The sequence below is a fragment of the Pseudolysinimonas kribbensis genome (genome assembly GCF_039531715.1).
Classification (GTDB): Bacteria; Actinomycetota; Actinomycetes; order Actinomycetales; family Microbacteriaceae; genus Pseudolysinimonas; species Pseudolysinimonas kribbensis.
Window position 1 is genome coordinate 298,922 of sequence record NZ_BAAAQO010000004.1, and the last position, 24,182, is coordinate 323,103.

Here is a 24,182-nt window from a genome sequence, read left to right on the forward strand (position 1 = left end):
GTCGAAGGTCACGATCTCGCGCACCTCGAGGTTCTCGAGCAGGTACTCGCTGAACTGGCCCACGGCCGCTCCCGCGTCGGAGAATCCGGTCAGGCCCGCGACGAGGTGCAGCCCGGTGGGCACGGTGGCGGCCTCGAACGTGAGGTCGTACAGTCCGCGCGGGTCGCTCATGCGTCGATTTTAGGTCGCCGGGCCCGCCGGTCGCCGGAGCCGGAGGGGCCGCCCGTCATGCCCAGAGCGAACACGGGGATAGCGTGATCGGCATGGCCGTTCCCGCACTCTCGCTCGTCTCCGCCTCCCCGCTCTCGGCCGACGCCGACGTCCTCGTGCTCGGGGTGCTCTCGGGTGACGACGGACCGCGCCTCGCGCGGGACGACGACGCGTTCGGCGCGATCTCCGCGGCACTCGCCTCGATCGGTACGACCGGAGCGCCCGACGAACTGCGCCGGCTTCCGGCCCTCATCGAGGGTGCGCCGCCGATCGCGCTCATCGGGCTCGGCGGCGACGCCACGGTGGATGCGCTGCGGGCCGCCGCCGGATCCGCCGTCCGGCAGCTCGCCGGCACCGCCAGGGTGGCCATCGCGCTGCCCGCGGACGACGCCGAGCGTGCGGCGGCGGTGCTCGAGGGCGCGGCGCTCGGGTCGTGGTCGTTCACCACGTACCGCTCCGCCGCCAAGGCGGCCTCCGCCAAGCGACCCGTCGCCGAGATCGTCGTGCACGCGGCGTCCGGGCTCGACGCCCCCGCTCTCGTCGAGCACGCCGCGGCGGTCGCGACGGCCGTCCACACGGTGCGCGATCTGGCATCCACCCCCGCCAACGACCTCTACCCGCAGGCGCTCGCCGAGCGCGCGCAGGAGCTCGCAGCGGGGCTCCCGGTCGAGGTCGAGGTGCTCGACGAGGCGGCGCTGCACGAGGGCGGCTTCGGCGGGATCCTCGGGGTCGGCTCGGGATCGGTGCGACCGCCGCGCCTGGTGGTCGTGCGCTACCGCCCTGCCGGCGCCGAGCGCCGCATCTCGCTCGTCGGCAAGGGCATCACGTACGACTCGGGCGGCATCACGCTCAAGCCGGCGACGGGGCTCGTCGGCATGAAATACGACATGACCGGGGCCGCGGTCGTGCTCGCCGCGACCCTCGCGATCGCACGGCTCGGCCTGCCGGTCGAGGTGACCGCGCGGCTCTGCGTCGCGGAGAACATGCCCTCCGGCAGCGCCATGCGGCCGAACGACGTGCTCACCATGTTCGGCGGCGGCACGGTCGAGGTGCTCAACACGGATGCCGAGGGCCGGCTCGTGCTCGCGGACGGCCTGGGTGCGTCGGCCGACGACGACCCCGACTTCATCCTCGATGTCGCGACCCTCACCGGCGCGGCGCGCGTCGCGATGGGCGAGCGGGTGACGCCGGTGATGGGCGACGACGAGATCGTCCAGCGGGTGCTCGACGCCGGTGCGGATGCGGCCGAGCCCGCGTGGGCCATGCCGATCCCGCCGGAGCTGCGCAGCATCCTGGACAGCGACGTCGCCGACATCGTGAACTCGCGCCCCGGCGTGACCACGGGCGGCATGCTCGTCGCCGCGACCTTCCTCCAGCACTTCGTGCCGACCCGCGGCGACGGCGCCGACGCCCGGCCGATCCCGTGGGCCCATCTCGACATCGCCGGCGTCGCCAACAACAGCGGCGGCCCGTACGGGTTCACGCCCAAGGGCCCGACCGGATCGACCGTGCGCACCCTCATCGCGCTCACGGAAAGCCTGAGCCGGAAGGGATAGGGTTGTTGGCGGCAGAAATCCTCTGTCGTTTCGTCCGCACCGCGACGCCACCCCCTTGCGCGGTGCTCACCTCGCTTCATGCACAGGGAGATGCCGGGTGTCCGAGCAGAACTTCGACCTTGTCGTGCTGGGCGCCGGAAGCGGGGGCTATGCCGCCGCGCTCCGGGCCGCCGAGCTGGGCCTCACCGTGGGCCTCATCGAGAAGGGCAAGGTGGGCGGCACGTGCCTCCACGTCGGGTGCATCCCGACGAAGGCGCTGCTGCACGCCGCCGAGATCGCCGATCATGCGCGGGATGCCGCCCGGTACGGCGTGCAGGCCACGCTCCAGGGCATCGACCTGGCCGGGGTCGCGCAGTACCGCGACAGCATCGTCTCGAGCAAGTGGAAGGGCCTGCAGGGGCTGATCAAGGCCCGCGGCATCACCACGATCGAGGGCGAGGGGCGCCTGACCTCCCCGACGACCGTGCAGGTCGGCGACGTGACGGTCACGGGTAAGAACGTCATCCTGGCGACCGGGTCGTACTCGCGCTCGCTGCCCGGCCTCGACATCGGCGGCCGGATCATCACCTCCGAGCAGGCGCTGAACCTCGACACCGTGCCGAAGAAGGCGCTCGTGCTCGGCGGCGGCGTGATCGGCGTCGAGTTCTCGAGCGTCTGGCGTTCGTGGGGTGCGGACGTGCAGATCATCGAGGCGCTGCCGCACCTCGTGCCGAACGAGGACGAGTCGGTCAGCAAGCAGTTCGAGCGGGCGTTCCGCAAGCGCGGCATAGAGTTCAGCCTCGGGGTGCGCTTCCAGAGCGCGAGCCAGGACGAGAACGGCGTGCACGTCACGCTCGAGAACGGCGCCACCTTCGACGGCGACGTCCTGCTCGTCGCGGTCGGCCGTGGTCCGGTCACCGCGAACCTCGGCTACGAAGAGGTCGGCGTGAACATGGACCGCGGCTTCGTGCTCACTGACGAGCGGCTGCAGACCAACGTGCCCGGCGTCTACGCCGTCGGCGACATCGTCCCGGGCCTGCAGCTGGCCCACCGCGGATTCCTGCAGGGCATCTTCGTCGCCGAGGAGATCGCGGGCATGAACCCGATCCGCCTCGAGGAGTCGACGATCCCGCGCGTCACCTACTCCGACCCCGAGGTCGCATCGGTCGGCATCACCGAGGCCCGGGCCAAGGAGACCTACGGCGACGACCAGGTCGTGGCGTACGACTACAACCTGGCCGGCAACGGCAAGAGCCACATCCTCGAGACGTCCGGCTCGGTCAAGGTGGTGCGCGTCAAGGACGGGCCCGTCGTCGGCGTGCACATGATCGGCGCCCGCGTCGGCGAGCTCATCGGCGAGGCCCAGCTCGCGGTCGGCTGGGAGGCCTACCCCGAGGACATCGCCCCGTACATCCACGCGCACCCCACCCAGAACGAGGCGCTCGGTGAGGCGTTCCTGGCACTCGCCGGGAAGCCGCTCCACGCGATCTGAGGCCGGACTACCCTGAACAGCACCACGAATAAGGAGCATCACCGATGAGCGAATCCGTCAGCCTTCCTGCGCTCGGGGAGAGCGTCACGGAGGGCACGGTGACCCGCTGGCTCAAGAAGGTCGGCGACCGCGTGGAGGTCGACGAGCCGCTGCTCGAGGTCTCGACCGACAAGGTCGACACCGAGATCCCGTCGCCGGTCGCCGGGGTCATCGAGCAGATCCTCGTGCAGGAGGACGAGACCGTCGAGGTGGGCACGGCGCTCGTCACGATCGGCGACGGCTCCGGCGGTGAGGAGGCGGCTCCGCAGGCCGCCCCGCAGGCCGAGGCGGCACCGGCCGAGGCCGCGCAGCCCGCCGCGGCCCCCGAGGCTCCGGCGGCACCCGCCGAGCAGCCGGCCGCGCAGGCCCAGGAGACCGTCCCGGCCCCGCAGCCGACGCCGGCCGAGACGGCGACCCCGTCGACCGAGCAGCCCGTCGAGGCGGAGCAGCCCGCCACCGCGGCCCAGCAGGCGGAGACCACCCAGCCCGCCCCGGAACCCGCAGCCCAGCCGGCCGAGCCGGCTCAGCCCGCTCCCGAACCCGCAGCTGCTCCTGCCCCCGCGCCCGCCGGCACGTCGCCCGCGACGCCCGCCCCGGCCGCAGAGGCTCCCGCAGCGGCAGCTCCCGCTGCCGCGCCGGCTCCGGCTGCAGCGGCTCCGGCCGGCGCAGCTCCCGCGGCCGCGGCGCCCGCCGCTCCGGCGGTCGCTCCGAACGCCGGCTACGTCACCCCGATCGTGCGCAAGCTGGCGAACGAGAAGGGCATCGACCTCTCCGCCGTCTCCGGCACCGGCGTCGGCGGCCGCATCCGCAAGCAGGACGTGCTCGATGCCGCGACGGCTCCGTCAGCCCCGGCCGCTCCCGCCGAGGCTGACGCCGCGTCGCGCCAGCCGGCCGAGGTCTCCGCGCTGCGCGGCACGACCGTGCCGATGTCGCGCCTGCGCAAGGTCGTCGCCGAGCGGGCCGTCGTCTCGATGCAGACGCTCGCGCAGCTCACGACCGTCGTCGAGGTCGACGTGACGAAGGTCGCGGCACTGCGCGACCGCGTGAAGGGCGACTTCCAGGCGAAGACCGGCGTCAAGCTGAACTTCCTGCCGTTCTTCACGCTCGCCGCCGCGGAGGCCCTGCGCGCGTTCCCGATCGTCAACGCGACGGTCGACGGCGACAGCATCGTCTATCCGGATCACGAGAACATCAGCATCGCGGTCGACACCGAGCGCGGTCTGCTGACCCCGGTGATCCGGGATGCGGGCGAGCTCGACCTGGCCGGCATCGCGAAGCAGATCGCGGACCTCGCCGAGCGCACGCGCGGCAACCGCCTGAAGCCCGACGAGCTCGCCGGCGGCACCTTCACCGTGACCAACACGGGATCGCGCGGCGCGCTGTTCGACACCCCGATCGTCTTCCTGCCCCAGTCCGCGATCCTCGGCACGGGCATCGTCGCGAAGCGGCCGGTCGTGGTGAGCGAGGGCGGCACGGACGCGATCGCGATCCGCTCGATCGTCTACCTCGCGCTCTCGTACGACCACCGCATCGTCGACGGCGCGGACGCCGCCCGCTTCCTCGGCGCGGTCAAGGAGCGTCTCGAGGGCGCCGACTTCGAGGGCCAGCTCGGCATCTGATCCGTCTCACCGTCGACCGACGCCGTCATCCTCCGGGTGGCGGCGTCGGCGTCTGCGGGACTGCCGGCGTCACCGCCGGCGCCGGCAGGATGTCGCGTATCCGCCAGCCGTCCGCGCCGTCCACGAGCAGGATCGACGCTCCCCCGCCGAGCCCGACCAGCGCCGAGCCGCCCAGCCGCTCGGTGAGCCGTGCCGCCGCTTCCGCCGACGCGGGCAGCGGATCGGTGGCCAGCTCACCACCGTCCTGCGCCGCGCGGATGGCATCCCGGTCCGTCAGGGCGGCCGACGACCCGTCCTGGTCGACGTCGTCGAGGCACAGCACCGAGAGCTCCCGCCGACATCGCTCGCGCCCCCGGAGCAGCGCCGTCGCCGCGGCGACCGGGTCATCGCCCCGCACGGGATCGTCGCTCGCCGCCGGACGGGGCGAGGCGGATGCACGACCCGGGTGGGACCGCGTCGGCGACCCCGACGGAGCCACGGCACCCGCCGCGGCGCCGGGTGCGGGGCCGCTCGGGATCGCGACGACGGCGACGATCAACGCCAGCGCCCCCACCCCGGTCGCGAGCAGCAGCTTGCGGCGGGCGGCGGGCAGCCCCGACCACCGTCGCAGCGCCGCCGCTTTCACCTCGGCGGCGGGCGATCGGTCGAGCAGGGCTTCGACGCGCCCCGTCCACCCGGGGCGCGGTGCGCCGTCATCCGGCGCCACGGGCGCGGAGACCGGCACGAGGCGCCCGCCCGATCCGCCGAGCGGCGGTGACGGGTCGGCGAATCGCACGGGCAGGGCCGCGGCGACGTCGAAGAGCTCCGACGCAAGGACACCGGTGAGCGCGGCATCCGGCGTGCTCGCCAGCCGCGCGAGCAGGCGCCGTGCTGCCGCACGGCGGTCGCCGCCGACGCGGCCCAGCACGGTCGCCGCGAGGGCGCGGAGCCCGGTCCGATCGCTCGCGACGCCGGCGATCCCCTCGAGCCCGACCTCCGGAAGGTCCGCGTCGAAGGCGGACGCCGCGCCGAACCCGATGAGCACGGGCGCACCGTCGACGTCGAAGAGCACGGACCCGGCGTCGAGCGCCCCGTGCGCCACGCCCCGGGCGTGCAGCCGGCCGACGGTCGCACCGAGCGGGGCGAGGATCGTGACGGCCTCACCGCCCTCCAGCTCGGTGCGGTCCGCGAGCAGCCGTGCGAGGTCCGGGCCGGGCAGCCGCGGCAGCACCAGCGCGAGCCGGTCGTCGTCCGCGCAGGCGTCGAGCAGCGCCACGACGTGATCGCCCATGCCCCGATCGAGCGCCGCCGCCTCGCGGAGCGCCGCCGGGTCGTCGGCCGGTGTCACCTTCAGCACGACGCCGTCGGCTCCTTCGCCGTCGTAAGCGAGCAGCACCGTGCTGCGCGCCCCGACCGCGAGCCGTCGCAGCACGCGGTACCCGCCGATCTCCTGCCCATCGTCCACCCGACCAGCCTGATCCGCCGTCGATGCGCCCGATCCGAGACCGCCTCACCGGGTGGACGGTGCGCCCGAACGAGGGAGGTGGAGGACGCCGCCTAGGATCGGAACATGGTCGACTACGTCGACACGGGGCTAAGCGCCAACTCCGTGCCGTACTCGACGGCCCTCGACCGGCAGCGTGCCCTGCACGCGGCCGTCGCGAGCGGCCGGGCGCCCGATACCGTGATGCTCCTCGAGCACCCGTCGGTGTACACCGCGGGCAAGAGGACCGAACCGCAGGAACGGCCGGTCGACGGCACCCCCGTCATCGACGTGGATCGCGGCGGCAAGATCACCTGGCACGGCCCCGGTCAGCTGGTCGGTTACCCGATCGTGCGGCTGGCCGACCCCATCGACGTCGTCGCGTACGTGCGGCGGCTCGAGGGGATGCTGATCGATGTGCTGGAGGAGCTCGGCGTGCCGGGCGTGCGCGTCGAGAGCCGCAGCGGCGTCTGGCTGGTCGACGAGCGGCGGCCGGTGGGCGACAAGATCGCGGCCATCGGCATCCGGGTGGCCGACGGCGTCACCACGCACGGCTTCGCGCTGAACTGCAGCAACGGCTTCGACGCCTACCGCGCGATCATCGCGTGCGGTCTCGCCGACGCGGGCGTCACGAGCATCAGCCGCGAGCTCGGCCGGACGGTCACGCCCGCCGATGTCGTGCCGCTCGTGGTGGATCGCTTCGAGCGGCACCTCGCGCCGAGCCTGCACAGCCTGCACGACGAGCCGACCCTGCAGACCGCGACCGTCGGCGCATGAGCGCCGTCACGAATGGGATCGCCCCCGGCGACCCGCGCCACGCCGGCGCCCGCAAGCTGCTGCGCCTCGAGGTGCGCAACGCGCAGACGCCGATCGAGCGCAAGCCCGACTGGATCAAGACCCGCGCCAGGATGGGTCCGGAGTTCACCGAGCTGCACCGCCTCGTCAAGGACGAGGGCCTGCACACGGTCTGTCAGGAGGCGGGCTGCCCCAACATCTACGAGTGCTGGGAGGACCGCGAGGCGACGTTCCTGATCGGCGGCAGCCAGTGCACGCGCCGGTGCGACTTCTGTCAGATCGACACCGGCAAGCCGGCCGACTACGACACCGACGAGCCGCGCCGCGTCGCCGAGTCCGTGCGCACGATGGGCCTGCGCTATGCAACCGTGACCGGCGTCGCGCGCGACGACCTGCCCGACGAGGGGGCATGGCTGCACGCCGAGACCGTGCGCGCGATCCACGAGGCCAATCCGGGCACCGGGGTCGAGATCCTCGCGACCGACTTCTCCGGTGACCCGGCACTGCTCGACGTCGTCTTCGCGAGCCGGCCCGAGGTCTTCGCACACAACGTCGAGACGGTGCCGCGCATCTTCAAGCGCATCCGGCCGGCGTTCCGCTACGACCGGTCCCTCGGTGTGCTGACCCGGGCCCGGGAGGCGGGTCTCATCACGAAGTCCAACCTCATCCTCGGCATGGGCGAGGAGCGCGCCGAGGTCGAGCAGGCCCTTCTGGACCTGCACGACGCGGGCACCGACATCATCACGATCACGCAATATCTGCGGCCGAGCCCGCGGCACCTGCCGGTCGCGCGCTGGGTCGCCCCGCAGGAGTTCGCAGAGCTGAAGGACATCGCCGAGCGCATCGGGTTCCTCGGCGTGCTCGCCGGGCCCCTCGTGCGGTCGAGCTATCGCGCCGGGCGGCTGTGGGCGACGTCGATGCTCGCGAAGGGGCGCCCGATCCCGGCCGAGCTGCAGCATCTCGCCGACAGCGCGGAGTTCGCCCAGGCGGTGGGGTGATCGCTCGACTCGCGCACCCGCGGCGCCCCGTATTCTGATCCCTATGGCCCGCGCGACCGAGAAGCCCGAGAAGGAGCCGAACCGGCTCGTCCAGATGTGGCGGGTCTTCCAGATGACCCGCCGCTACGACGGCAGCATCGTCTGGTGGCTGCTGGCCTGCCTGCTCGTGCCCATCGCCGCGGGCATCGTCGCCGGGGTGCTGCTCTCACGCGACAACGTGTTCGGGCTGGTGCTGTACATCATCGTCGGCGTGCTGCTCGGCGTGCTGCTCGGGATCATCGTGCTCGGGCGCCGCGCCGAGCGAGCGGCGTACGGCGGCATCGAGGGCCAGCCCGGAGCGGTCGGTGCCGTGCTCAAGAACGGCCTGCGCCGCAGCTGGGTCGGCAACGAGATGCCGGTCAACATCAGCCCGCGCACTCAGGACGCCGTCTACCGCGCCGTCGGCCGCGGCGGCGTCGTGCTCATCGGCGAGGGGCCGCGCTCACGTACCCAGCCCATGCTCGAGAAGGAGCGCGCCAACGTCGCCCGCGTCCTGCCGAACGTGCCGATCCACTTCATCTACGTCGGCCCCGACCCCGACGCCACGCCGCTGCACCGCATCGTGTCCAGGCTGCGCACGTTCAAGTCGACGCTGACCAAGGCGGAGGTCGCCGCGGTGTCGAGCCGGCTCGCCTCGCTCAGCCGCGGGATGGGCGGCATCGGCATCCCGAAGGGCATCGACCCGCGGCGGGTGCGCGCACCGCGCCCGCGTTGATGTCCGTCCAGCTGAGCATGCTCGGCGTGCTCGTGCGCGACATGCCGCGGGCGCTGCGGTTCTACCGCATGGTCGGGCTGCCGATCCCGGAGGACGCCGACGAGAAGCCGTTCGTCATCCACCGCATGGACAGCGGCGTCAGCATCTTCTTCGACACGGTCTTCGCCCAGGCGTTCGACCCCGCGTTCGAACGGCCGGCCACCGGCTACGGCAGCCTGTTCGAGTTCTACCTCGGCACCGACGGCGCGGTCGACGCGACGTACGCGCAGCTGACGGCGGCCGGCTACCACGGCCGGATGGCGCCGCAGCAGACGAGCGGGCCGTACGCCGCGATGGTCGACGACCCCGACGGCAACGTCGCGCTGCTGACGTCGGACCGGGGCGCCCTGGCTACACCCTGACCAGGATGGTCGCGGCCGCGCGGTCGTGGAGGCCCCGCTGGTCGCCATCCGGGATCACGGCCGGGATCACCAGGCACAGCAGCAGCGTGCGCACGAGCGGCTGCCACGGAGCGAGCCGTCCCCCGCGCAGCGGCACGACGCGCATGCGCAGGATGAGGTGGCCGGGGCTGCCGAGGAAGAAGAGCTCGAACAGGATCGTCAACACCGCGAACACCGCGAGCACGTAGAGGCCGTCGACCCGGAGATCGCGCTGGTGGAAGACCGTCCAGGCCAGGGCGTAGGAGATCCCCCAGTCGATCGCGATCGCGCCGATCCGCCGGCCGATGCGGGCGATGGAGCGGGGGCCGTCCTCGGGCAATCCCAGACCGCGTCCGGGCCAGCTGCGGTCGGAGGATGCGCTCACCCCGCCAGCCTAGGAGCGCCCGCCCGCGTAACATCCCCGAAACAAAGCGGTCACGATGGGGAAACCGCCGCGGCCTAGCCTTCGGGCAAGGCTGCGCTCGGCAGCCGTCCTCATCACGGCCACGGGAGAGTTCCGCACCTATGTCCACCCCCCTGTTCAGCGACTCCTCCGAGGTCCTGAAGTTCATCAAGGACACGGATGTCAAGTTCCTCGACATCCGGTTCACCGATCTGCCGGGCATCCAGCAGCACTTCAACATCCCGGCGTCGACCGTCGATGAGGAGTTCTTCTCGGTGGGTCAGCTGTTCGACGGGTCCAGCATCCGGGGCTTCCAGTCGATCCACGAGTCGGACCTGCAGCTCATCCCCGACATCTCGACGGCGTTCGTCGACCCGTTCCGCACCGAGCGCACGCTCGTGGTCGTCTTCGACATCTACAACCCCCGCAACGGCGAGGTCTACGGCCGCGACCCGCGGCAGGTCGCCAAGAAGGCGGAGAAGTACCTCGCCTCGACCGGCATCGCCGACACGGCGTTCTTCGCCCCGGAGGCCGAGTTCTACATCTTCGACGACGTGCGCTACGAGGTGCGGCAGAACAAGAGCTTCTACGAGGTGGACTCCTCGGAGGCGGCCTGGAACACCGGCCGCGTCGAGGACGGCGGCAACCTCGCCAACAAGACCCCGTACAAGGGCGGCTACTTCCCGGTCACGCCCGTCGACCAGATGGCCGACCTGCGCGACGACATCGTGCTGAAGCTCGAGGAGGTCGGCCTCCAGGTCGAGCGCAGTCACCACGAGGTCGGCACCGCCGGGCAGAACGAGATCAACTACCGCTTCGACACGATGGTGCACGCGGCCGACGACATCCTGAAGTTCAAGTACGTCGTCAAGAACACGGCGCTCGAGTGGGGCAAGGTCGCGACCTTCATGCCGAAGCCGCTCATGGGCGACAACGGCTCGGGCATGCACACCCACCAGTCGCTCTGGGACGGCGGCAAGCCGCTGTTCTACGACGAGAAGGGCTACGGCGGGCTCTCCGACATCGCGCGCTGGTACATCGGCGGCATCCTGAAGCATGCGGCCGCCATCTCGGCGTTCACCAACCCGACCGTCAACTCGTACCACCGGCTGATCCCGGGCTTCGAGGCCCCGGTCAACCTCGTGTACTCGGCGGGCAACCGCTCGGCATCGATCCGCATCCCGATCACGGGCACCAACCCGAAGGCGAAGCGCATCGAGTTCCGCGCGCCCGACGCCTCCGGCAACCCGTACCTCGCCTTCGCGGTGCAGCTCATGGCCGGCATCGACGGCATCAAGAACAAGATCGAGCCGCACGAGCCCGTCGACAAGGACCTCTACGAGCTCCCGCCGGAGGAGGCCAAGGGCATCCCGCAGCTGCCGGGCTCGCTCGACGAGGCGCTGCGTGCCCTCGAGGACGACCACGACTTCCTGCTCGAAGGCGGCGTGTTCACGCAGGACCTCATCGACACCTGGATCGACTACAAGCGCGAGAAGGAGCTGCTCCCGTTCGCGCAGCGGCCGCACCCGTTCGAGTACGAGCTGTACTTCGGGGTGTAAGTCAGATCGAGTGGGGGCCGTCCTTCTCGGAGGGCGGCCCGATTCACGTCAGGTCGACGAACGAGTCGCGTTCCGGGTCGGCGTGAGCGACATCGGCGGGCGGCACGTCCGACGGTTCCGCCATCGCCGGGGAACCCGCCTCGCCGTGCGCGACGACCTCGACGGCGACGGAGTCCCAGCGGTAGAGCACTCTTCCGGCCGCGGGACTCTGCGACGTGACGTAGAACAGGCCGGGCCATGCCAGCACGCCGATGGGCGGGCCGTCCGGGTCGGGATTCGCAAGGGTGACGCCGGCCTCGCGCGCGACGTCGCGAGCAATGTGGAATGGGAGCCCGACGACCTCGGGCACCGTCACACGATGCGCCGCACGCTCCACCATGAGACCGACGGTACGCCGCTCGTCACTCGGGCCGCTCGTCGAGCGGCCCGCGGATGGTCTCCCCTCAGCGCACGTACCGGCGGGTGCCGTCCACTACCGGCGAGTAGTCCCACCGGATGCCGTTGCGCGCCAGTGCGGCCGCCACGATCTGCCGTCGCGGGATGCTCGCCGCGCCATCGGTGGCCAGCTGCTCCGGATCGAATCGGTCGAGAAGCAGCGAGCGCAGCTCCTCCTCGATGTGGGCGTATCCCGGCGTCCCTGCGAGGTCGTGCCACTCACCCGGATCGGCCTCGAGGTCGAACAGCTGAACGCCGTGGCCGTGGAAGTGCAGGTACTTGAACCTGCCGCGCCGCACCATGAAGCAGGGCGCCCAGACCTTCTCGAGGTGGTACTCGGAGAAGGCAGGGCGCTCCTCGTCCTCGACGGTGAGCAGGGGCAGCACGCTCGCGCCGTCGAGTGGGGCGCGTTCGTCTGCGGGCACCCCAGCCAGGCGGCTCATGTGCGGATCCATCCGATCGAGAAGGTCACGCCCGCCTGACGGCGGAGCTCCGGGGGCTCGGCCTACTCTGTGGACGTCGGATCGGTCGAGGAGGTCGCGATGACGGGATCGTCCGCGGAGCTCTTCGCCGACCGGGACGACGCCGGCCGCCGGCTGGGCGATCGGCTCCTCGAGCTCGACCTCGTCGACCCCGTCGTCCTGGGCCTGCCGCGCGGCGGCGTCATCGTCGCCGCCAGGGTCGCCGAGGCGCTGCACGCGCCGCTCGACGTCCTCGTCGTGCGCAAGCTCGGTGCGCCCTTCCGACCCGAGCTCGCGATCGGCGCGATCGGCGAACTCGGGGTCCGGATCGTCGACGACGATCTCGTCGCTACTGCGCGCATACGGCCGGAGCAGATCGAGGCCGTCGAGCATCGCGAGCGCGCGACCCTCGACGACCGCGTCGCCCGGCTGCGGCACGGGGACGTCCCGCCGGACCTCGCCGGGCGCACCGCGCTCGTCGTCGATGACGGGATCGCCACCGGCGCGACCGCGACCGCGGCCTGCCGGGTGGCGCGAGACCTCGGCGCGAGCCGCGTGCTCCTGGCTGCGCCGGTCGGTCCGCCGGATGCCGACGACCGCGTTCCCGACGCCGATTCCGTCATCTGCCTGGCGCGCCCCCTCGGCTTCTTCGCCGTCGGCGCGCACTACCGCAGGTTCGGCCAGACGTCCGACGCCGAGGTCGAGGACGTCCTCCGGTCGGCACGCCGCCCCTGAGCGGCGACGGCGGCACTCGGTCCGGCGCTCAGAGGGACCGGATGACCCGCTGCAGCTGCTCGGCGACGAGGTCCGGCCGGGACAGGAACGGATGGTGACCCGCCGGGAGTTCCACGGCATGAGTGGCGCGGTCCGCGTGCTCACGCTGCAGGGCGAGGGAGGTGCTGCGGTCATCCGCGCAGACGAGGTATGTCGAGGCGCGACCGAGCCAGGCGGCGCGGGTCGTCGGAGTCGTGAAAGCCGCGGCGCCCTGACCGGTGGTCCGGCGCCACGCACCGTCGCGGGTGGACCGGGCGTCGACGTCGTGCCAGAAGCGGTCCGCGAAGGCGGCCTCCGTGTAACCGTCGACGTGGACCACGCCCTCGCTGATCGTGACGCGGACGGGGTCCGCCTCGTCGCTCACGACGCCGGACTGCGATCGCCCGACGTCCGGAAGGTATGACGTGATGTACACCAGGTGACGGACCGCCGGATGCTCGGCGCCTTCGGCGATCACCATGCCACCGTACGAATGCCCCACGACGACGACATCGTCGGCCGTGTCGAGCTCGCGCTGGAGGGCGTCGGCGTCTTCGCGCAGTCCGCTCGCGGCGGCCGAGCCGCCCCCCTCGCCGCACGACGGCAAGGCGACGGCGCGACTCGTCACGCCCATCCGGGCGCGGACGATGTCGCCGACCGCGCGCCACCACCACGCTCCGTCGCGCACCAGGGCGCCGTGCACGAACAGGATCTCGACCACTCCCCCACGCTAGATCCGTGCGTGGACCCGGCCGCCGGGTTCTGCCGGGAGCAGAGAGCGGCGCGCGGCCGGGCGCACCGACCTCACCATCGGGCGCGACGTGGGGAGAGGCCGACCTCCCCGAGGTGGAATGCCGGCCATCCGGATACCGGGCCGTCGCCGGAGCCCGAGAGCGGGCGCATCGCCGGAGCTCGCACGCCGACCTCGACGGCGATCAGCGCCCCGGTGATGCCGGCGAGGTCGAGCGTCACCCGATTCCAGCTCGCGGGCCACGACCGGGTCTCGACCCGCCGCCGCGAGCCATCGGCGAGATGCGCGGCGAGCACCAGCCGGGCGCCGGCCGCATCCGCCCGCGAGCACAGGTCGAACGCGGCGTGCAGGAAGCCGGCTCCCCGGAGCGGCAGCGGCTCGGGCAGGCGCAGCACGATCGAGGCCTCCTCGCCCGCCTCGGTCGCCGTGACCTGCGTGACGGCGTGGCCGAACTGCGCGTGCGGAACCGGCATGCACACCAGGTCGGCCGACTCCCACGCCGGTTCGCCGCGGCCGGGCTCCCAGCGGGCACCCGCATCCAGACGGAGGCCGTCCCGTTCGTCATTGGGCTCCGGCGCGAGCGCGGGTGCGCTCCAGCGCGGGAGCTCCGGCGCCGGCACGGCCTCCGGGACCGGGAGCGCGTCACCCGTCAGCTCGTGGCGCCCCGGGCCGGCCTCGATGGGATCGCGGCCGGGCAGGGACACGACCGCAACCGAGCCGGGCGGCACCTCGAGCTCCAGGACGAACCCGGCGCCGGTTCGCCGGTATCGGACGGCGACGGCGCCTGCCGGCGTCTCGAACGTCGCGTTCACCCGCGTGATGCCGAAAAGAACTGCCGGACGGACCTCGAAACGCCGGTAGCCGCGGTCCGTCGGGCGGACACCGATCACGTGCTCCCAGACCCAGGCCGCGAACGGAGCGCCGAGCCCCACGTGGTCGAGGGAGCCGGTGCCCGTATTGCGGGGATCGATCCACCAGTTCTCCCAGAAGGTGCCCGGGCCCGCGGCGAGCATCGCGCCGATGCCCGGCTCGGCGGGCTGAGCCAGGCAGTCGAGCAGCACCGCCGAGTAGCCGTGCTCGGCGAGCGACCGCACCACGGAGCGGGTCAGCGCGAACCCGCTCGACACCCGGTTGCCCCGCTCGCGGACCAGCTCGGCGAGCTGCGCCGCGGCGCGGGCCGATTCCCCCTCGCTCAGCATCCCGCTCTCGAGAGCGACGGCGAGCGAACCCTGCGAGCCGTTGGCGATCGACACGGTGCCGGAGCCCCCGTCCGTCTCGAGGAACGCCTGGCGCGTCCGGAGCCGCAGACGCTCGGCGTGCCCCCGCCAGTCGACCGCCGCTTCCGGATCGCCGGCCGCCTCCTCGAGGAGCGCGAGCGTCTCGAGGCTGTCGATGACCGCGCCGCTGTGGATCAGCTCCGCCGGCGTCTGCTCGAGTGCGAGCCAGTCCTGCCCGTAGCTGATCGGGAAGCCGTCCGCGATCCCCGCGGAGCCGATCCGGCCGAGCTGATAGCGCCCCCAGCGGCGCACCGCGGGGAGGAACGCGTCGACCACGCGCTCGTCGCCGACGTGCAGCCAGTGATTCCACAGCACGCGATGCAGCGCGGCTCCCCACACTGGGTCAGCCGGCGTCTCCGCCGGCCCGACGTGGGGCGCGATGCCCGGGATGTCGCCCTCCGTCCCCTGGCTCGTCACGAGGTCCCCGAGCCACTTCGGGGCGAACGCGGCGTGGTCGAACTGGGCGAAATGGAAGTCGGCCGCGGACGCCATGTCGCCGGTCCAGGCCGCCTGCTCACGCGTGGGGCAGTCCTCCGGCACGCCGTGCACGTTGTTGAGCGCCGTCCGCTCCGCGCGCTCGAGGAGCCGTCCGATAAGCTCGTTGTCGGTGTCGACCCGCCCGCGCGTTCGGAGCTCGCTGTGGAACGGACGCGCCGTGACGTGGATCCGGGCGTCGTCCGGAAGCCCACGGACCTCGAGATAGCGGAACCCGTGATACGCGAAGAGCGGCTCCACGGCCTCGCCGGGGCGACCCCCGCACACCCGCGTGAGCACCTGACGTTCACGACCGTGGTCGTACGGCATGGTCAGGTTCGTCGTGTCGATCCGGCCGCGCTCATCGAGATGCTCGCCGTGCACGACGGTGACGGTCGTGCCGGGCGGCACCCGCGATTCGAGGACGACGCGCGAGCGCCCCGCGATGTTGAGTCCGACGTCGAACTGCCGTGCGCCGTCGACGCGGCCGACCTCGACCGGCGTCAGCGCGGCCTGCGCCCGGACCGGCGGCGAGCCGTCCGGATCGACGCGGCGAGGCGGCACGGCCGCATCGGTGGTCGCCTCGGCGGCCTCCAACCGGCGGATCGGCGCCCCGGGCGCGGTGCCGCCGCCGGCGCGCGTGCGCTCGAGGTAGAAGGGGTCGTCGGCCTCGACCTCCGACGGGACGAGCACGGCGTCCTCGTCCGGCGCCACCCACCGCGCCGCGGCACCGGGGGCGACGATCCGGAGCTGGACGAGCACGCGCGGCAGGAGCGCCGTCGCGTGCCATCCACCCCGTCCCACGATCAGATCGAGCTCGTTCCGGCCGTCGACGAGCAGCTCACCGACGTCGAAGACGCGGTACAGCGCACGACCGATGTCGGTGCGCGACGGATCCAGGCGGTCGGCATTCACGGGCGCGCCGTTGAGACGCGCGACGACGACGCCCTGACCGGTGAGATAGAGCCGCGCGAGCGACGCCGCGCGAGCACGGAATCCGGTGCGGATGATCGCACCCGCCGGCACCTCGAGCCACGAGGCATGCCAGTCGGCGAGGGACCACGGACCCGTCTCGAAGGCCAGCTCACCCCACGCGGAGACCTTTCCGTTCCGTTCCGATCGGACACGCCAGCGGAACGCACCGTATGGCGGCAGATCGAAGGGAGGCTCGGCATGGAGCGACTCGGGCGGAAGGACTGCCGACCAGACCGCCGAGCCGGATGCATCGAGCAGTTCGACCCGGATGCGCTCGGCCGGCACGGGGTCGCGCGACCGCTGCCACGTCAGGCGCGGGCGCGGCGTGGTCGCGAGGACGGGCGATCGAGCATCCTCCTCCTGGTGGTCGAGGCGGAGTCGCCCCGGCGCGACGACGGCCGCCGGATCAGCGTCCGTTCCCGGTGCCATGTGCGTTCCCGTGCGTCAGCTCGTTCACCGTCACCCGCACCGATCTGCCCGGCCGGTAGCGTCGGGCCAGCGAGATGCCGTCGCCCTGGATCGAGACCGTATCGCGCGTCACCACGAGTTCGAGGTCGTGCCCGTGCCACGACAGATGGCGGACGCCCGCGTTGCTCAGCGTCGACGGGAGCCGGGGGGTGATCACCAGGGCATCCGGCTCCGCCTCGGCGCCCACGAACGCGTAGAGGAAGCTCGCCGGCGCGAGGCCGCTCTCGGGGAACGGGATGTCGGTCCCGACCGAGCCGCCGACGTCGGCGGTGCTCTCACCGTGGAGGAGGGGCGAACCGCCGGAGAGGTGGTCGGGTTCCTTCCAGCGATCGAGGATCGCCGTCATCCGGGCCCATGCGTCGTCGGCGGATCGGTAGCGGGCACGTGCCATCACGTCGAAGCCCGAGGTGTAGAGGATCGCGCCACCGTCCTGCACCTGCTGACCGAAGGGCGTCGTGAGCTCGCTCAGGAAGAACCAGTAGCTGTTCCGCCGCGTCGTCGCCCTGGGGGCGAACTGCCACGTCGAGTAGATGTCGGCGGGGCCCTCGCGATAGGCGCCGAGCGCCGCGATGAAGCGGGTCGCGGCATCCGGCGCCACGGCGCCGTCCGAATAGGCGGCGGCGCCCGCCACCGGCTTCGCCGACGACCACCACGCAAGCGTTCCGATGACCTTCGAGACCTCCAGGTAGTAGACGCCGGCGGGCTGCGTCTCCAGGTCGAGGTGGGCGACGCTCCCGTCGCTCCAGTCGCTGAAGTCCTTCTCCGCGATCATGACCGGCGCGTGACCGGGCAGTCCGCGATACAGCGTCATCGTGAAGGCGGCGCCGCGTTCGCCGTAGGTCGGGAACCGTGCCGCGACGCTCGTGAAGGGCGCATCCGCGGTGAAGCTCATCCCCATGCTGTGTCCGGGCGCGATCTTGGGCGCGAGGCCCCCGCTCTCGATCAGCACGACCGAGTCCTGCAGCTCGGTGCGGCCGTGATCCAGCCAGTCGAAGATGCGCTCGGCCTGGGAGTCCGACGGCAGGCCGAACGACGCGGCCTCGAGGTTCACGTATGTCGCTCCGAAGTCGTGCCGCACCCCATCCACGTCGATGCACTGCACGTACCGGCCGTCCGTGTCGTTCCAGAACAGGTCGTTGTAGCGCTTGCGCACCGCGGGGCGCAGACCGCGCAACTGCTTGGCCCGTGTGCGCCCGCCGACGTGGTCCTCGAGCTGTGCCATGGCCTCGAGCGCTCCGTAGAAGTAGGCGTTGAGGAAGGCGTCGAGATGACCGAACGAGGTGATGTCCCAGTAGTTGGAGCTCAGCGCCCCGTCACGGCCACTGTGATCGGGGGACGCGATCGTGACGATTCCGCTCGCGCCGCCGAGGGACTCCAGATAGAAGTCCATCGCCTTGCGCACGCGCGGCAGAACCGTGGCGAGGAACGAGGAGTCGCCGGTCCAGGAGTAGTACCGCCATGCGCCGAGGATGTACATGGCATTGGAGGTGAAGTGCCGGGCGTCGTAGAGCTTCGGGTCGGGGAACGGCCAGCCGGGGGCATCCGACCACGACCAGACGTAGCCGTCGTCGTCTTGCCTGATCGCGAGCAGGTTGGATCGCTGCGCCTCCCGTCCCGCTGTCGATGTCCAGTCCAGCACCCGGCCGTTCCAGTCCGCCCAGTCGGCGGCGTGGCCATCGAACCGGAAGCTGAGGGCACGTTCCCAGTAGAACGACGAGACCTGGCTCGCCCGTACGGTGTCGGATGCCGTGAAGACCGGGAAGATCGCCGGCAGGACCTCGGTGTGGGCTTGCACGTCGAACCCGACGGTGCGGGAGACGACCTGCGTCGCCTCGGTGCCGCCGGTCTCGAGCGTCAGTTTCATCGCGGCGGCCGTCATCGTGCCGTTGAGCGTCGGTCGGGCCGCCGTGATGCGAAGGTCGTACGGTCCGGTGCCGGTTCCGGCGACCCACTTGGATCCGCTCACCGCATTGGTCCATGCCGTCCGGCGTTTCAGCTGCTGGGCCGGGAGATACGCACCGCCATCGCCGACGAACCGGCTGAACAGGATGCCGTCCTCGTAGTCGATGGAGTATCCGTCCTTCACCCACGACGTGTTCAGGGTCATGCCGACGTCCGCGCGGGGAGCGCCCTGCCACGTCAGCTGATAGGTGCTGTCGAGCCTCGGGCCGTTGAGCTCGAGGTCCCAGGTCGCGACACCGTCGACGTCGTAGCCGACCGCGTCGAGGGTCATCGCCCGCCCGGTGAGCTGCACGCGATCCGCGAAGGATGCGCCATGCGGGTCGACGGTGCTGGTGCCGCTCTTGCCCCACCATCCGGGCGTGCCCGAACCGTCGGACGCCTCGAGATAGTAGATGCCGGCGGGCTGCGCCGGCACATCGACATAGGCCCAGCCGTTGTCCTTCACCGGATCGATCCGCGCGCTGCCGATCTCCGTGAGGCCGGTGGCCGGGGTGCCGGAATAGAGCGTCAGCTTCAGCGATGTGGTCGAGCTGCTCCACGTCGGGAACTGCCCGCCGACGCGGGTGAACCGGAAGGCTGTCGAGGTGAAGGACTGGCCGAGCGTGTGGCCGGTGCTGAGCGGGATCGGGTCGCTGAGCTGGGACTGCGTCAGGTTCTTGACGGACGGGAGCTGGATCCCCGCGAGGCTGAGCCTGCCTGCCTGCGTCGTCCAGGTCACGTCGTCGTTGAAACCGGCGTCGAAGAAGTCCGTGCCGCCGAGGAAGACCGAGCTGAACGCGGTCGGCTCGTAGTGGCCCCGACCCGTCGGATCGCACGCGAACCGCGTGAGCTTGCCGTACGCGCCCGACAGGCTGACGTAGCCGTTCTCGAGCAGATAGGTCGCGGCGGGATCCGGCTCCGCTCGCGGCGGCTGGAGCCGCGTCAGGGCGGCGCTCGCGGCGGCGACGACGCCCGCTCCCTTCAGGAACGAGCGCCTGCTGGGCGTGAAGCGCGTGAACACGTCGGTCATGAGGTCCTCCCATTGCGTCCGCGGGATCGAGGATCCCCGGATATCGGTGACTGCCGGGATCCTCGCGTCGGTGCGAGGGCCGTGGTGAAGCGGTGCGTGCCGATGCCGACGATGCGCGGGGCCACCTCGCCGGGCAGCCAGACGTCCGCGGTCACGCCGTAGGGCAGCGTCACGGCCAGGCGCAGTACATCGCCGTCGATCTGCCAGTCGCACTCGATGTCGCCGTACGGCGACCGGTGCCCGACCTGGGCGCTGGCGACGGGGACCCCGGCCGACGAGAGCATCGGCCGCACCGTCACGCGCCGATAGCCCGGCTCTGCGGGGCTCAGGCCTCCCAGCGCACGATGCATCCAGTCCGCGACCGCGCCATAGGCGTAGTGGTTGAACGAGGTCATCGACCCGGGGTTGATCGCGCCGTCGGGCAGCATGGAATCCCACCGCTCCCAGATCGTGGTCGCACCCATCGCCACCGCGTACAGCCACGACGGGCACTCGCGCTGCAGCAGCATCGCGTACGCGAGATCGGTGCGGCCGGCGATCGTGAGCGCGTCCAGGATCAGAGGGGTGCCGACGAACCCGGTGCTGACCCGGTGGTCGGCCTCGACGACCAGCTCCGCGAGCCGATCGGCCGCGCCGGCCCGTTTGCGCTCCGAGTCCAGCAGCTGCCAGCAGAGCGCGAGCGCGTAGACGGTCTGGCAGTCGCTGCGGATGCGACCATCGGCGCTCACGTACTCGCGATTGAAGGCCGCCACCGCAAGGCGCTCGAGCGCGTCGTAGCGCTCCGCATCGTCCGGGATCCCGAGGACGCCCGCCGCGTCGCGCACCGCGCGCAGCGAGCGGACGTAGTAGGCGCTCGCGACCACGTACTTGTCGGCCTGCGCCGCACCCGCGTCCTCCGGCGGAGCGGTGGGGTCGAGCCAGTCCCCGAACTGGAAACCGGTGTTCCACAGGTGATCGTCGCCCGCCAGCCGGGTGGCCTTCTCGACCCACGCGCGCATCGAGGAGTACTGATCCGAGAGAAGCGCGCGGTCGCCGTAGGCGCGATACAGGGCGTCCGGCACGAGCGTCGCGGCATCGCTCCATCCCGCCGCGCCCGGATCGGGTTCGCGCAGGACATCGGGGATCACGTAGGGCACTCCCCCGTCCGGCTTCTGCTCGGCGGCCAGGTCGCGCAGCCACCCGGCGAGGAAGCCGGAGACGTCGAGGAGGAATGCGGCCGTCGGGGCGAACACCTGGATGTCGCCGGTCCAGCCCAGCCGCTCATCCCGTTGCGGGCAATCGGTGGGCAGATCGAGGAAGTTGCCGCGCATGCTCCACACGACGTTCTCGTGCAGTCGATTGAGGTCCGGGTCGGACGACACGAACCATCCCGTGCGCTCCAGGTCCGAGCCGATCACGAGGGCGTCGACGTCCTCCGCGCGCAGATCGGGAACGCCGGAGATCTCGGCATAGCGGAACCCGCTGAAGGTGAACGTGGGCTGGAGCGTCTCCTCCGCGTCTCCCGCGAGGAGGTACTCGTTCGTCGCCTTGGCGCTGCGCAGGGGCCGCGTGCCCAGTTCGCCGTGCTCGAGCACCTCCGCATGTCGGATGGTCACGCGCTCGCCCGGCGACGCGTTGCGCACCCGCAGCCGCACCCAGCCGACGAGGTTCTGTCCGAAATCGGCGATGAGCGCGCCGCTGGGAGCGGTGAGGATCCGCGTCGCCGGCAGGGTCTGGGTGATGCGGACGGGCGGGCCGGTACGGGCGACGAGAGCGCCACCGTACGGCGGGAGGACCTCGACCGGCTCGCTTCGCCGACACGCGGCATCGTCGCGGATCCGGCGATCCGTCGACTGGCCGTCATACAGGTCGTCTCGGAGGATGCCGCTTCGGCAGGCGTGCCAGTCCGCGTCCGTGCCGATCGTCGTGGTCGTTCCATCCGCGAACGTCAGCTCGAGCTGCGCCAGCAGGGCCAGACGGTCGCCATAGCTGGATCGATTGCCCGGCCAGACGAGCTGGCCGCGATACCAGCCGTTGCCGAGGACGGCGCGAAGCGCGACGGCGCCCGTCGTCACGAGCTCGGTCACGTCGTAGGTCTGGTAGCGCAGCCGATGCTGGTACGCGGTCCACCCCGGGGTCAGGATGTCCTCGCCCACCCGCTGCCCGTTGATCGAGAACTCGTACAGCCCGAGGGCGGTGACGTAGAGCCGCGCCCGGACGGGCCGTTCGTCGACCTCCACGTCGCGGAAGACGATCGGTGCTCCGTCGTCGAGATCGCCCAGGGACGCGGGGCTGACGAGGTCCGCGCTCCAGTCCGCGGGCTCGAGCAGACCGGCCTCGATCACGAGGGTCCGGCTCGGCGCCGTCCACCCATCGCCGCGGCCGACCCGTACGTTCACCGAGACACGCTCGCGAGAGCGCAGCGGCGCGAACGGCCACGGCACGAGCACCTGGTCGCGCGACTCGACGATCGCCGACTCGTGAGATCCGTCGTCGCGAGCGAGTTCGATCTCGTAGCGGTCGAACTCGAAACCGGCGTCCTCGGTGCCGATCGTCCAGCTCAGCCGCGGCGACGCGACGCCGATGCCGAGCGCCTCCGTCTCATACTCGCAACGGATCTCGTCGATGCGCGCCTCGGAGACGCTGCCCGTCTCCTCCCCCGCCCCGGCAGCGGCCCGGGCGGCCATCTCGTCGATGGTCACCTACTCCAGCCCCGTCCCCGCGACGCCCTTGATGTACCACTTCTGGAACACGATGAACACGATCAGCACCGGCACCATGGCGATCACGGCACCGGCGAGGCCGACCGATGGCGGGATCAGCGAGTTCTCGCCCCCGGCCAACGGGGCGAGTGCGACATTCAGCACGCGGTGCTCGGGATCCGGCGCCACCACCTGCGGCCAGATGTACATGTTCCACGCCGTCAGGAAGCTCACCGAGCAGAACGTCGCGAGCGCCGGACGCGACAGCGGGATCCCGATCGACCACAGGACTCGCCCCCAGCTGGCGCCGTCGATGCGCGCCGCCTCGATCAGCCCGCCCGGCAGGCTCGCGAAGAACTGACGGAACAGCAGCACCGCGAAGGCGCACTGCGCCGCCATCGGGATGATCAACCCCGCGAACGAGTTCAGCCAGCCGAGCTGGAAGGTGACGATGAACAGGGGAATCAACGTCAGGTTGCCCGGGATGAACATCGGCACGATGAGCGATGCCATGACCGCCGCGGTCCATTTGAACGGGATCTTCGCGAGTGCGAATGCCGCGGGCAGCGAGATGATCAGCTGCAGCCCGACGATCCCGAGAGCGAAGACGAACGAGTTCGCGATCACGCCGGCGGTCAGGTAGGTCCAGGCGTCGGCGAAGTTCTGCCAGATCGGCGTCGCGGGCAGCAGCCGGGGCGGGAAGGTGTTGATCTCGGTCGCCGACTTCAACGATCCGGAGACCATGAAAAGCAACGGAAGCGCCAGCACGAAGGCGCCGACGAGGATGGCGAGGTAGCGCACGACGTTGCGGAGGGTGGACCTCATCGCGAGGACGCCTTTCGAATCCGGATCAATGCCCGCACGAGCACCACGATCGCGCCCATCAGCACGAGCTGGAACAGCGAGAGAGCGCTGGCGTAGCCGATGTCGCGATCGGAGAACGCGACCTTGTAGGCGTAGAGGGCGAGGCTCTGCGTCGTGCCCAGCGGGCCGCCGTTCGTCATGATCAGCGAGACCTCGAAGGATCCGCTGACGAATCCCACGGCCTGGAGGACGGTCACGAGCAGCGTCGTCGGCCACACGTTCGGCCAGGTCATCGACCACAGCTGACGCCAGGCGCCCGCTCCGTCGAGCGAGGCCGCCGCGTAGATGTCGTCGGACACGCGCTGCAACCCGCCGAGGTAGAGGATGATCACGATCGGCAGCGCGCCCCAGATCATCATGATCACCAGCGCCGGGCGTGCCCAGGTGGTGTCGGAGAGCCAAGCCGGCCCGTCCACGCCGAACCAGCTGAGCACCTGGTTCACGAGGCCGTAGCGCGGGTCGTACAGCGCCGCCCAGATCACCGACGCGACAGCGGCGGAGGCGATCATCGGCGCGAAGTAGAACACCCGCAGCACCGACACGCCGGGCAGTCTCGCGTTGATCAGAACGGCGAGGAGGAATCCGATCACGACCGTCGGGATCACGCCCATGACGACGAAGAGCCCGGTGACCCCGAGCGCCTGCCACATGTCCGGATCCGTGAACAACCGCACGACGTTGTCGAGGCCGACGAACCGGGGCGGACTGAACAGATCCCATTCGAAGAAGGACAGAGCGAGTCCGCCGAGCGCGGGGATGATCACGAACAGGATGAAGCCGATCATCG

The 24,182-nt window shown here is 71.4% G+C and carries 19 protein-coding genes; 9 read left to right on the plus strand and 10 right to left on the minus strand.

Going from position 1 to position 24,182, the window contains the following annotated elements; translation table 11 throughout:
- Nucleotides 1–263: 263 nt before the first annotated feature.
- The 3 genes from ABD285_RS12025 to sucB all read left to right on the plus strand — a co-directional run bounded on the left by ABD285_RS12025 (nt 264) and on the right by sucB (nt 4,895).
- Entirely contained in the window at nt 264–1,766 is a 1,503-nt protein-coding gene (locus ABD285_RS12025; protein ID WP_284255354.1) for a leucyl aminopeptidase, read from the plus strand.
- 97 nt (nt 1,767–1,863) lie between these two features.
- On the plus strand, nt 1,864–3,237 hold the full coding sequence (gene lpdA, locus ABD285_RS12030; protein WP_344202761.1) for a dihydrolipoyl dehydrogenase: 1,374 nt from the start codon (nt 1,864–1,866) through the stop codon (nt 3,235–3,237).
- Between the two features lie 44 nt (nt 3,238–3,281).
- Nucleotides 3,282–4,895, plus strand: a complete 1,614-nt coding sequence (gene sucB, locus ABD285_RS12035) for a 2-oxoglutarate dehydrogenase, E2 component, dihydrolipoamide succinyltransferase (RefSeq protein ID WP_284255353.1) — start codon at nt 3,282–3,284, stop codon at nt 4,893–4,895.
- Nucleotides 4,896–4,920: 25 nt separating this feature from the next.
- On the opposite strand, the gene ABD285_RS12040 is transcribed toward sucB, so the two are convergent.
- Complete coding sequence (locus tag ABD285_RS12040; RefSeq protein ID WP_284255352.1) at nt 4,921–6,339, minus strand: protein kinase domain-containing protein; 1,419 nt, start codon at nt 6,337–6,339, stop codon at nt 4,921–4,923.
- Nucleotides 6,340–6,444: 105 nt separating this feature from the next.
- Between ABD285_RS12040 and lipB the strand changes: the two genes are divergently transcribed.
- The 4 genes from lipB to ABD285_RS12060 are packed head-to-tail and all read left to right on the plus strand — an operon-like array spanning nt 6,445 to nt 9,305.
- A complete protein-coding gene (gene lipB, locus ABD285_RS12045) occupies nt 6,445–7,134 on the plus strand; it encodes a lipoyl(octanoyl) transferase LipB (protein ID WP_284255351.1) in 690 nt (229 codons plus the stop codon).
- Complete coding sequence (gene lipA / locus ABD285_RS12050) at nt 7,131–8,150, plus strand: lipoyl synthase (protein WP_284255350.1); 1,020 nt, start codon at nt 7,131–7,133, stop codon at nt 8,148–8,150. Before lipB ends, lipA begins: the two co-directional genes overlap by 4 nt.
- 43 nt (nt 8,151–8,193) lie before the next feature.
- Entirely contained in the window at nt 8,194–8,904 is a 711-nt protein-coding gene (locus ABD285_RS12055) for a DUF4191 domain-containing protein (protein WP_284255349.1), read from the plus strand.
- On the plus strand, nt 8,904–9,305 hold the full coding sequence (locus ABD285_RS12060) for a VOC family protein (RefSeq protein WP_284255348.1): 402 nt from the start codon (nt 8,904–8,906) through the stop codon (nt 9,303–9,305). Before ABD285_RS12055 ends, ABD285_RS12060 begins: the two co-directional genes overlap by 1 nt.
- Here ABD285_RS12060 and ABD285_RS12065 read toward each other — a convergent pair.
- Nucleotides 9,295–9,708, minus strand: a complete 414-nt coding sequence (locus ABD285_RS12065; protein ID WP_344202764.1) for an RDD family protein — start codon at nt 9,706–9,708, stop codon at nt 9,295–9,297. The two genes, ABD285_RS12060 and ABD285_RS12065, sit on opposite strands and share 11 nt — an antisense overlap.
- A 152-nt stretch (nt 9,709–9,860) precedes the next feature.
- Between ABD285_RS12065 and glnA the strand changes: the two genes are divergently transcribed.
- Nucleotides 9,861–11,285: a type I glutamate--ammonia ligase gene (glnA, locus tag ABD285_RS12070; RefSeq protein ID WP_284255757.1), complete on the plus strand. Its 1,425-nt coding sequence runs from the start codon at nt 9,861–9,863 to the stop codon at nt 11,283–11,285.
- A gap of 43 nt (nt 11,286–11,328) precedes the next feature.
- Here glnA and ABD285_RS12075 read toward each other — a convergent pair whose 3' ends face one another.
- Together ABD285_RS12075 and ABD285_RS12080 are read right to left on the minus strand one after the other, a co-directional pair.
- Nucleotides 11,329–11,664 carry a PASTA domain-containing protein gene (locus tag ABD285_RS12075; protein WP_284255346.1) on the minus strand — a complete coding sequence of 112 codons (336 nt, stop codon included), beginning with the start codon at nt 11,662–11,664 and terminating at the stop codon, nt 11,329–11,331.
- Between the two features lie 64 nt (nt 11,665–11,728).
- The gene (locus ABD285_RS12080; RefSeq protein ID WP_284255345.1) at nt 11,729–12,163 is read right to left on the minus strand and encodes a sulfatase/phosphatase domain-containing protein; all 435 of its coding nucleotides are present in this window, start codon (nt 12,161–12,163) and stop codon (nt 11,729–11,731) included.
- Nucleotides 12,164–12,262: 99 nt separating this feature from the next.
- Here ABD285_RS12080 and ABD285_RS12085 point away from each other — a divergent pair, with 99 nt between their 5' ends.
- Nucleotides 12,263–12,916, plus strand: a complete 654-nt coding sequence (locus tag ABD285_RS12085; protein WP_284255343.1) for a phosphoribosyltransferase — start codon at nt 12,263–12,265, stop codon at nt 12,914–12,916.
- A 28-nt stretch (nt 12,917–12,944) separates the two neighbouring features.
- Here the strand turns inward: ABD285_RS12085 and ABD285_RS12090 are convergent, their stop codons facing one another.
- The 6 genes from ABD285_RS12090 to ABD285_RS12115 all read right to left on the minus strand — a co-directional run bounded on the left by ABD285_RS12090 (nt 12,945) and on the right by ABD285_RS12115 (nt 24,180).
- Nucleotides 12,945–13,655, minus strand: a complete 711-nt coding sequence (locus ABD285_RS12090; protein WP_344202767.1) for an alpha/beta hydrolase — start codon at nt 13,653–13,655, stop codon at nt 12,945–12,947.
- Nucleotides 13,656–13,738: 83 nt separating this feature from the next.
- Entirely contained in the window at nt 13,739–16,840 is a 3,102-nt protein-coding gene (locus ABD285_RS12095; protein ID WP_284255341.1) for a family 78 glycoside hydrolase catalytic domain, read from the minus strand.
- The gene (locus ABD285_RS12100) at nt 16,818–19,850 is read right to left on the minus strand and encodes an MGH1-like glycoside hydrolase domain-containing protein (protein ID WP_344202769.1); all 3,033 of its coding nucleotides are present in this window, start codon (nt 19,848–19,850) and stop codon (nt 16,818–16,820) included. Before ABD285_RS12100 ends, ABD285_RS12095 begins: the two co-directional genes overlap by 23 nt.
- Nucleotides 19,847–22,531: a family 78 glycoside hydrolase catalytic domain gene (locus ABD285_RS12105; RefSeq protein WP_344202771.1), complete on the minus strand. Its 2,685-nt coding sequence runs from the start codon at nt 22,529–22,531 to the stop codon at nt 19,847–19,849. The genes ABD285_RS12100 and ABD285_RS12105 overlap by 4 nt, the downstream gene beginning before the upstream one ends.
- On the minus strand, nt 22,532–23,356 hold the full coding sequence (locus ABD285_RS12110; RefSeq protein ID WP_284255338.1) for a carbohydrate ABC transporter permease: 825 nt from the start codon (nt 23,354–23,356) through the stop codon (nt 22,532–22,534). It abuts the gene before it with no gap.
- Nucleotides 23,353–24,180 (minus strand): carbohydrate ABC transporter permease, encoded by an 828-nt coding sequence (locus tag ABD285_RS12115; protein WP_344202774.1) that lies wholly within the window; start codon nt 24,178–24,180, stop codon nt 23,353–23,355. Before ABD285_RS12115 ends, ABD285_RS12110 begins: the two co-directional genes overlap by 4 nt.
- Nucleotides 24,181–24,182: the final 2 nt, after the last annotated feature.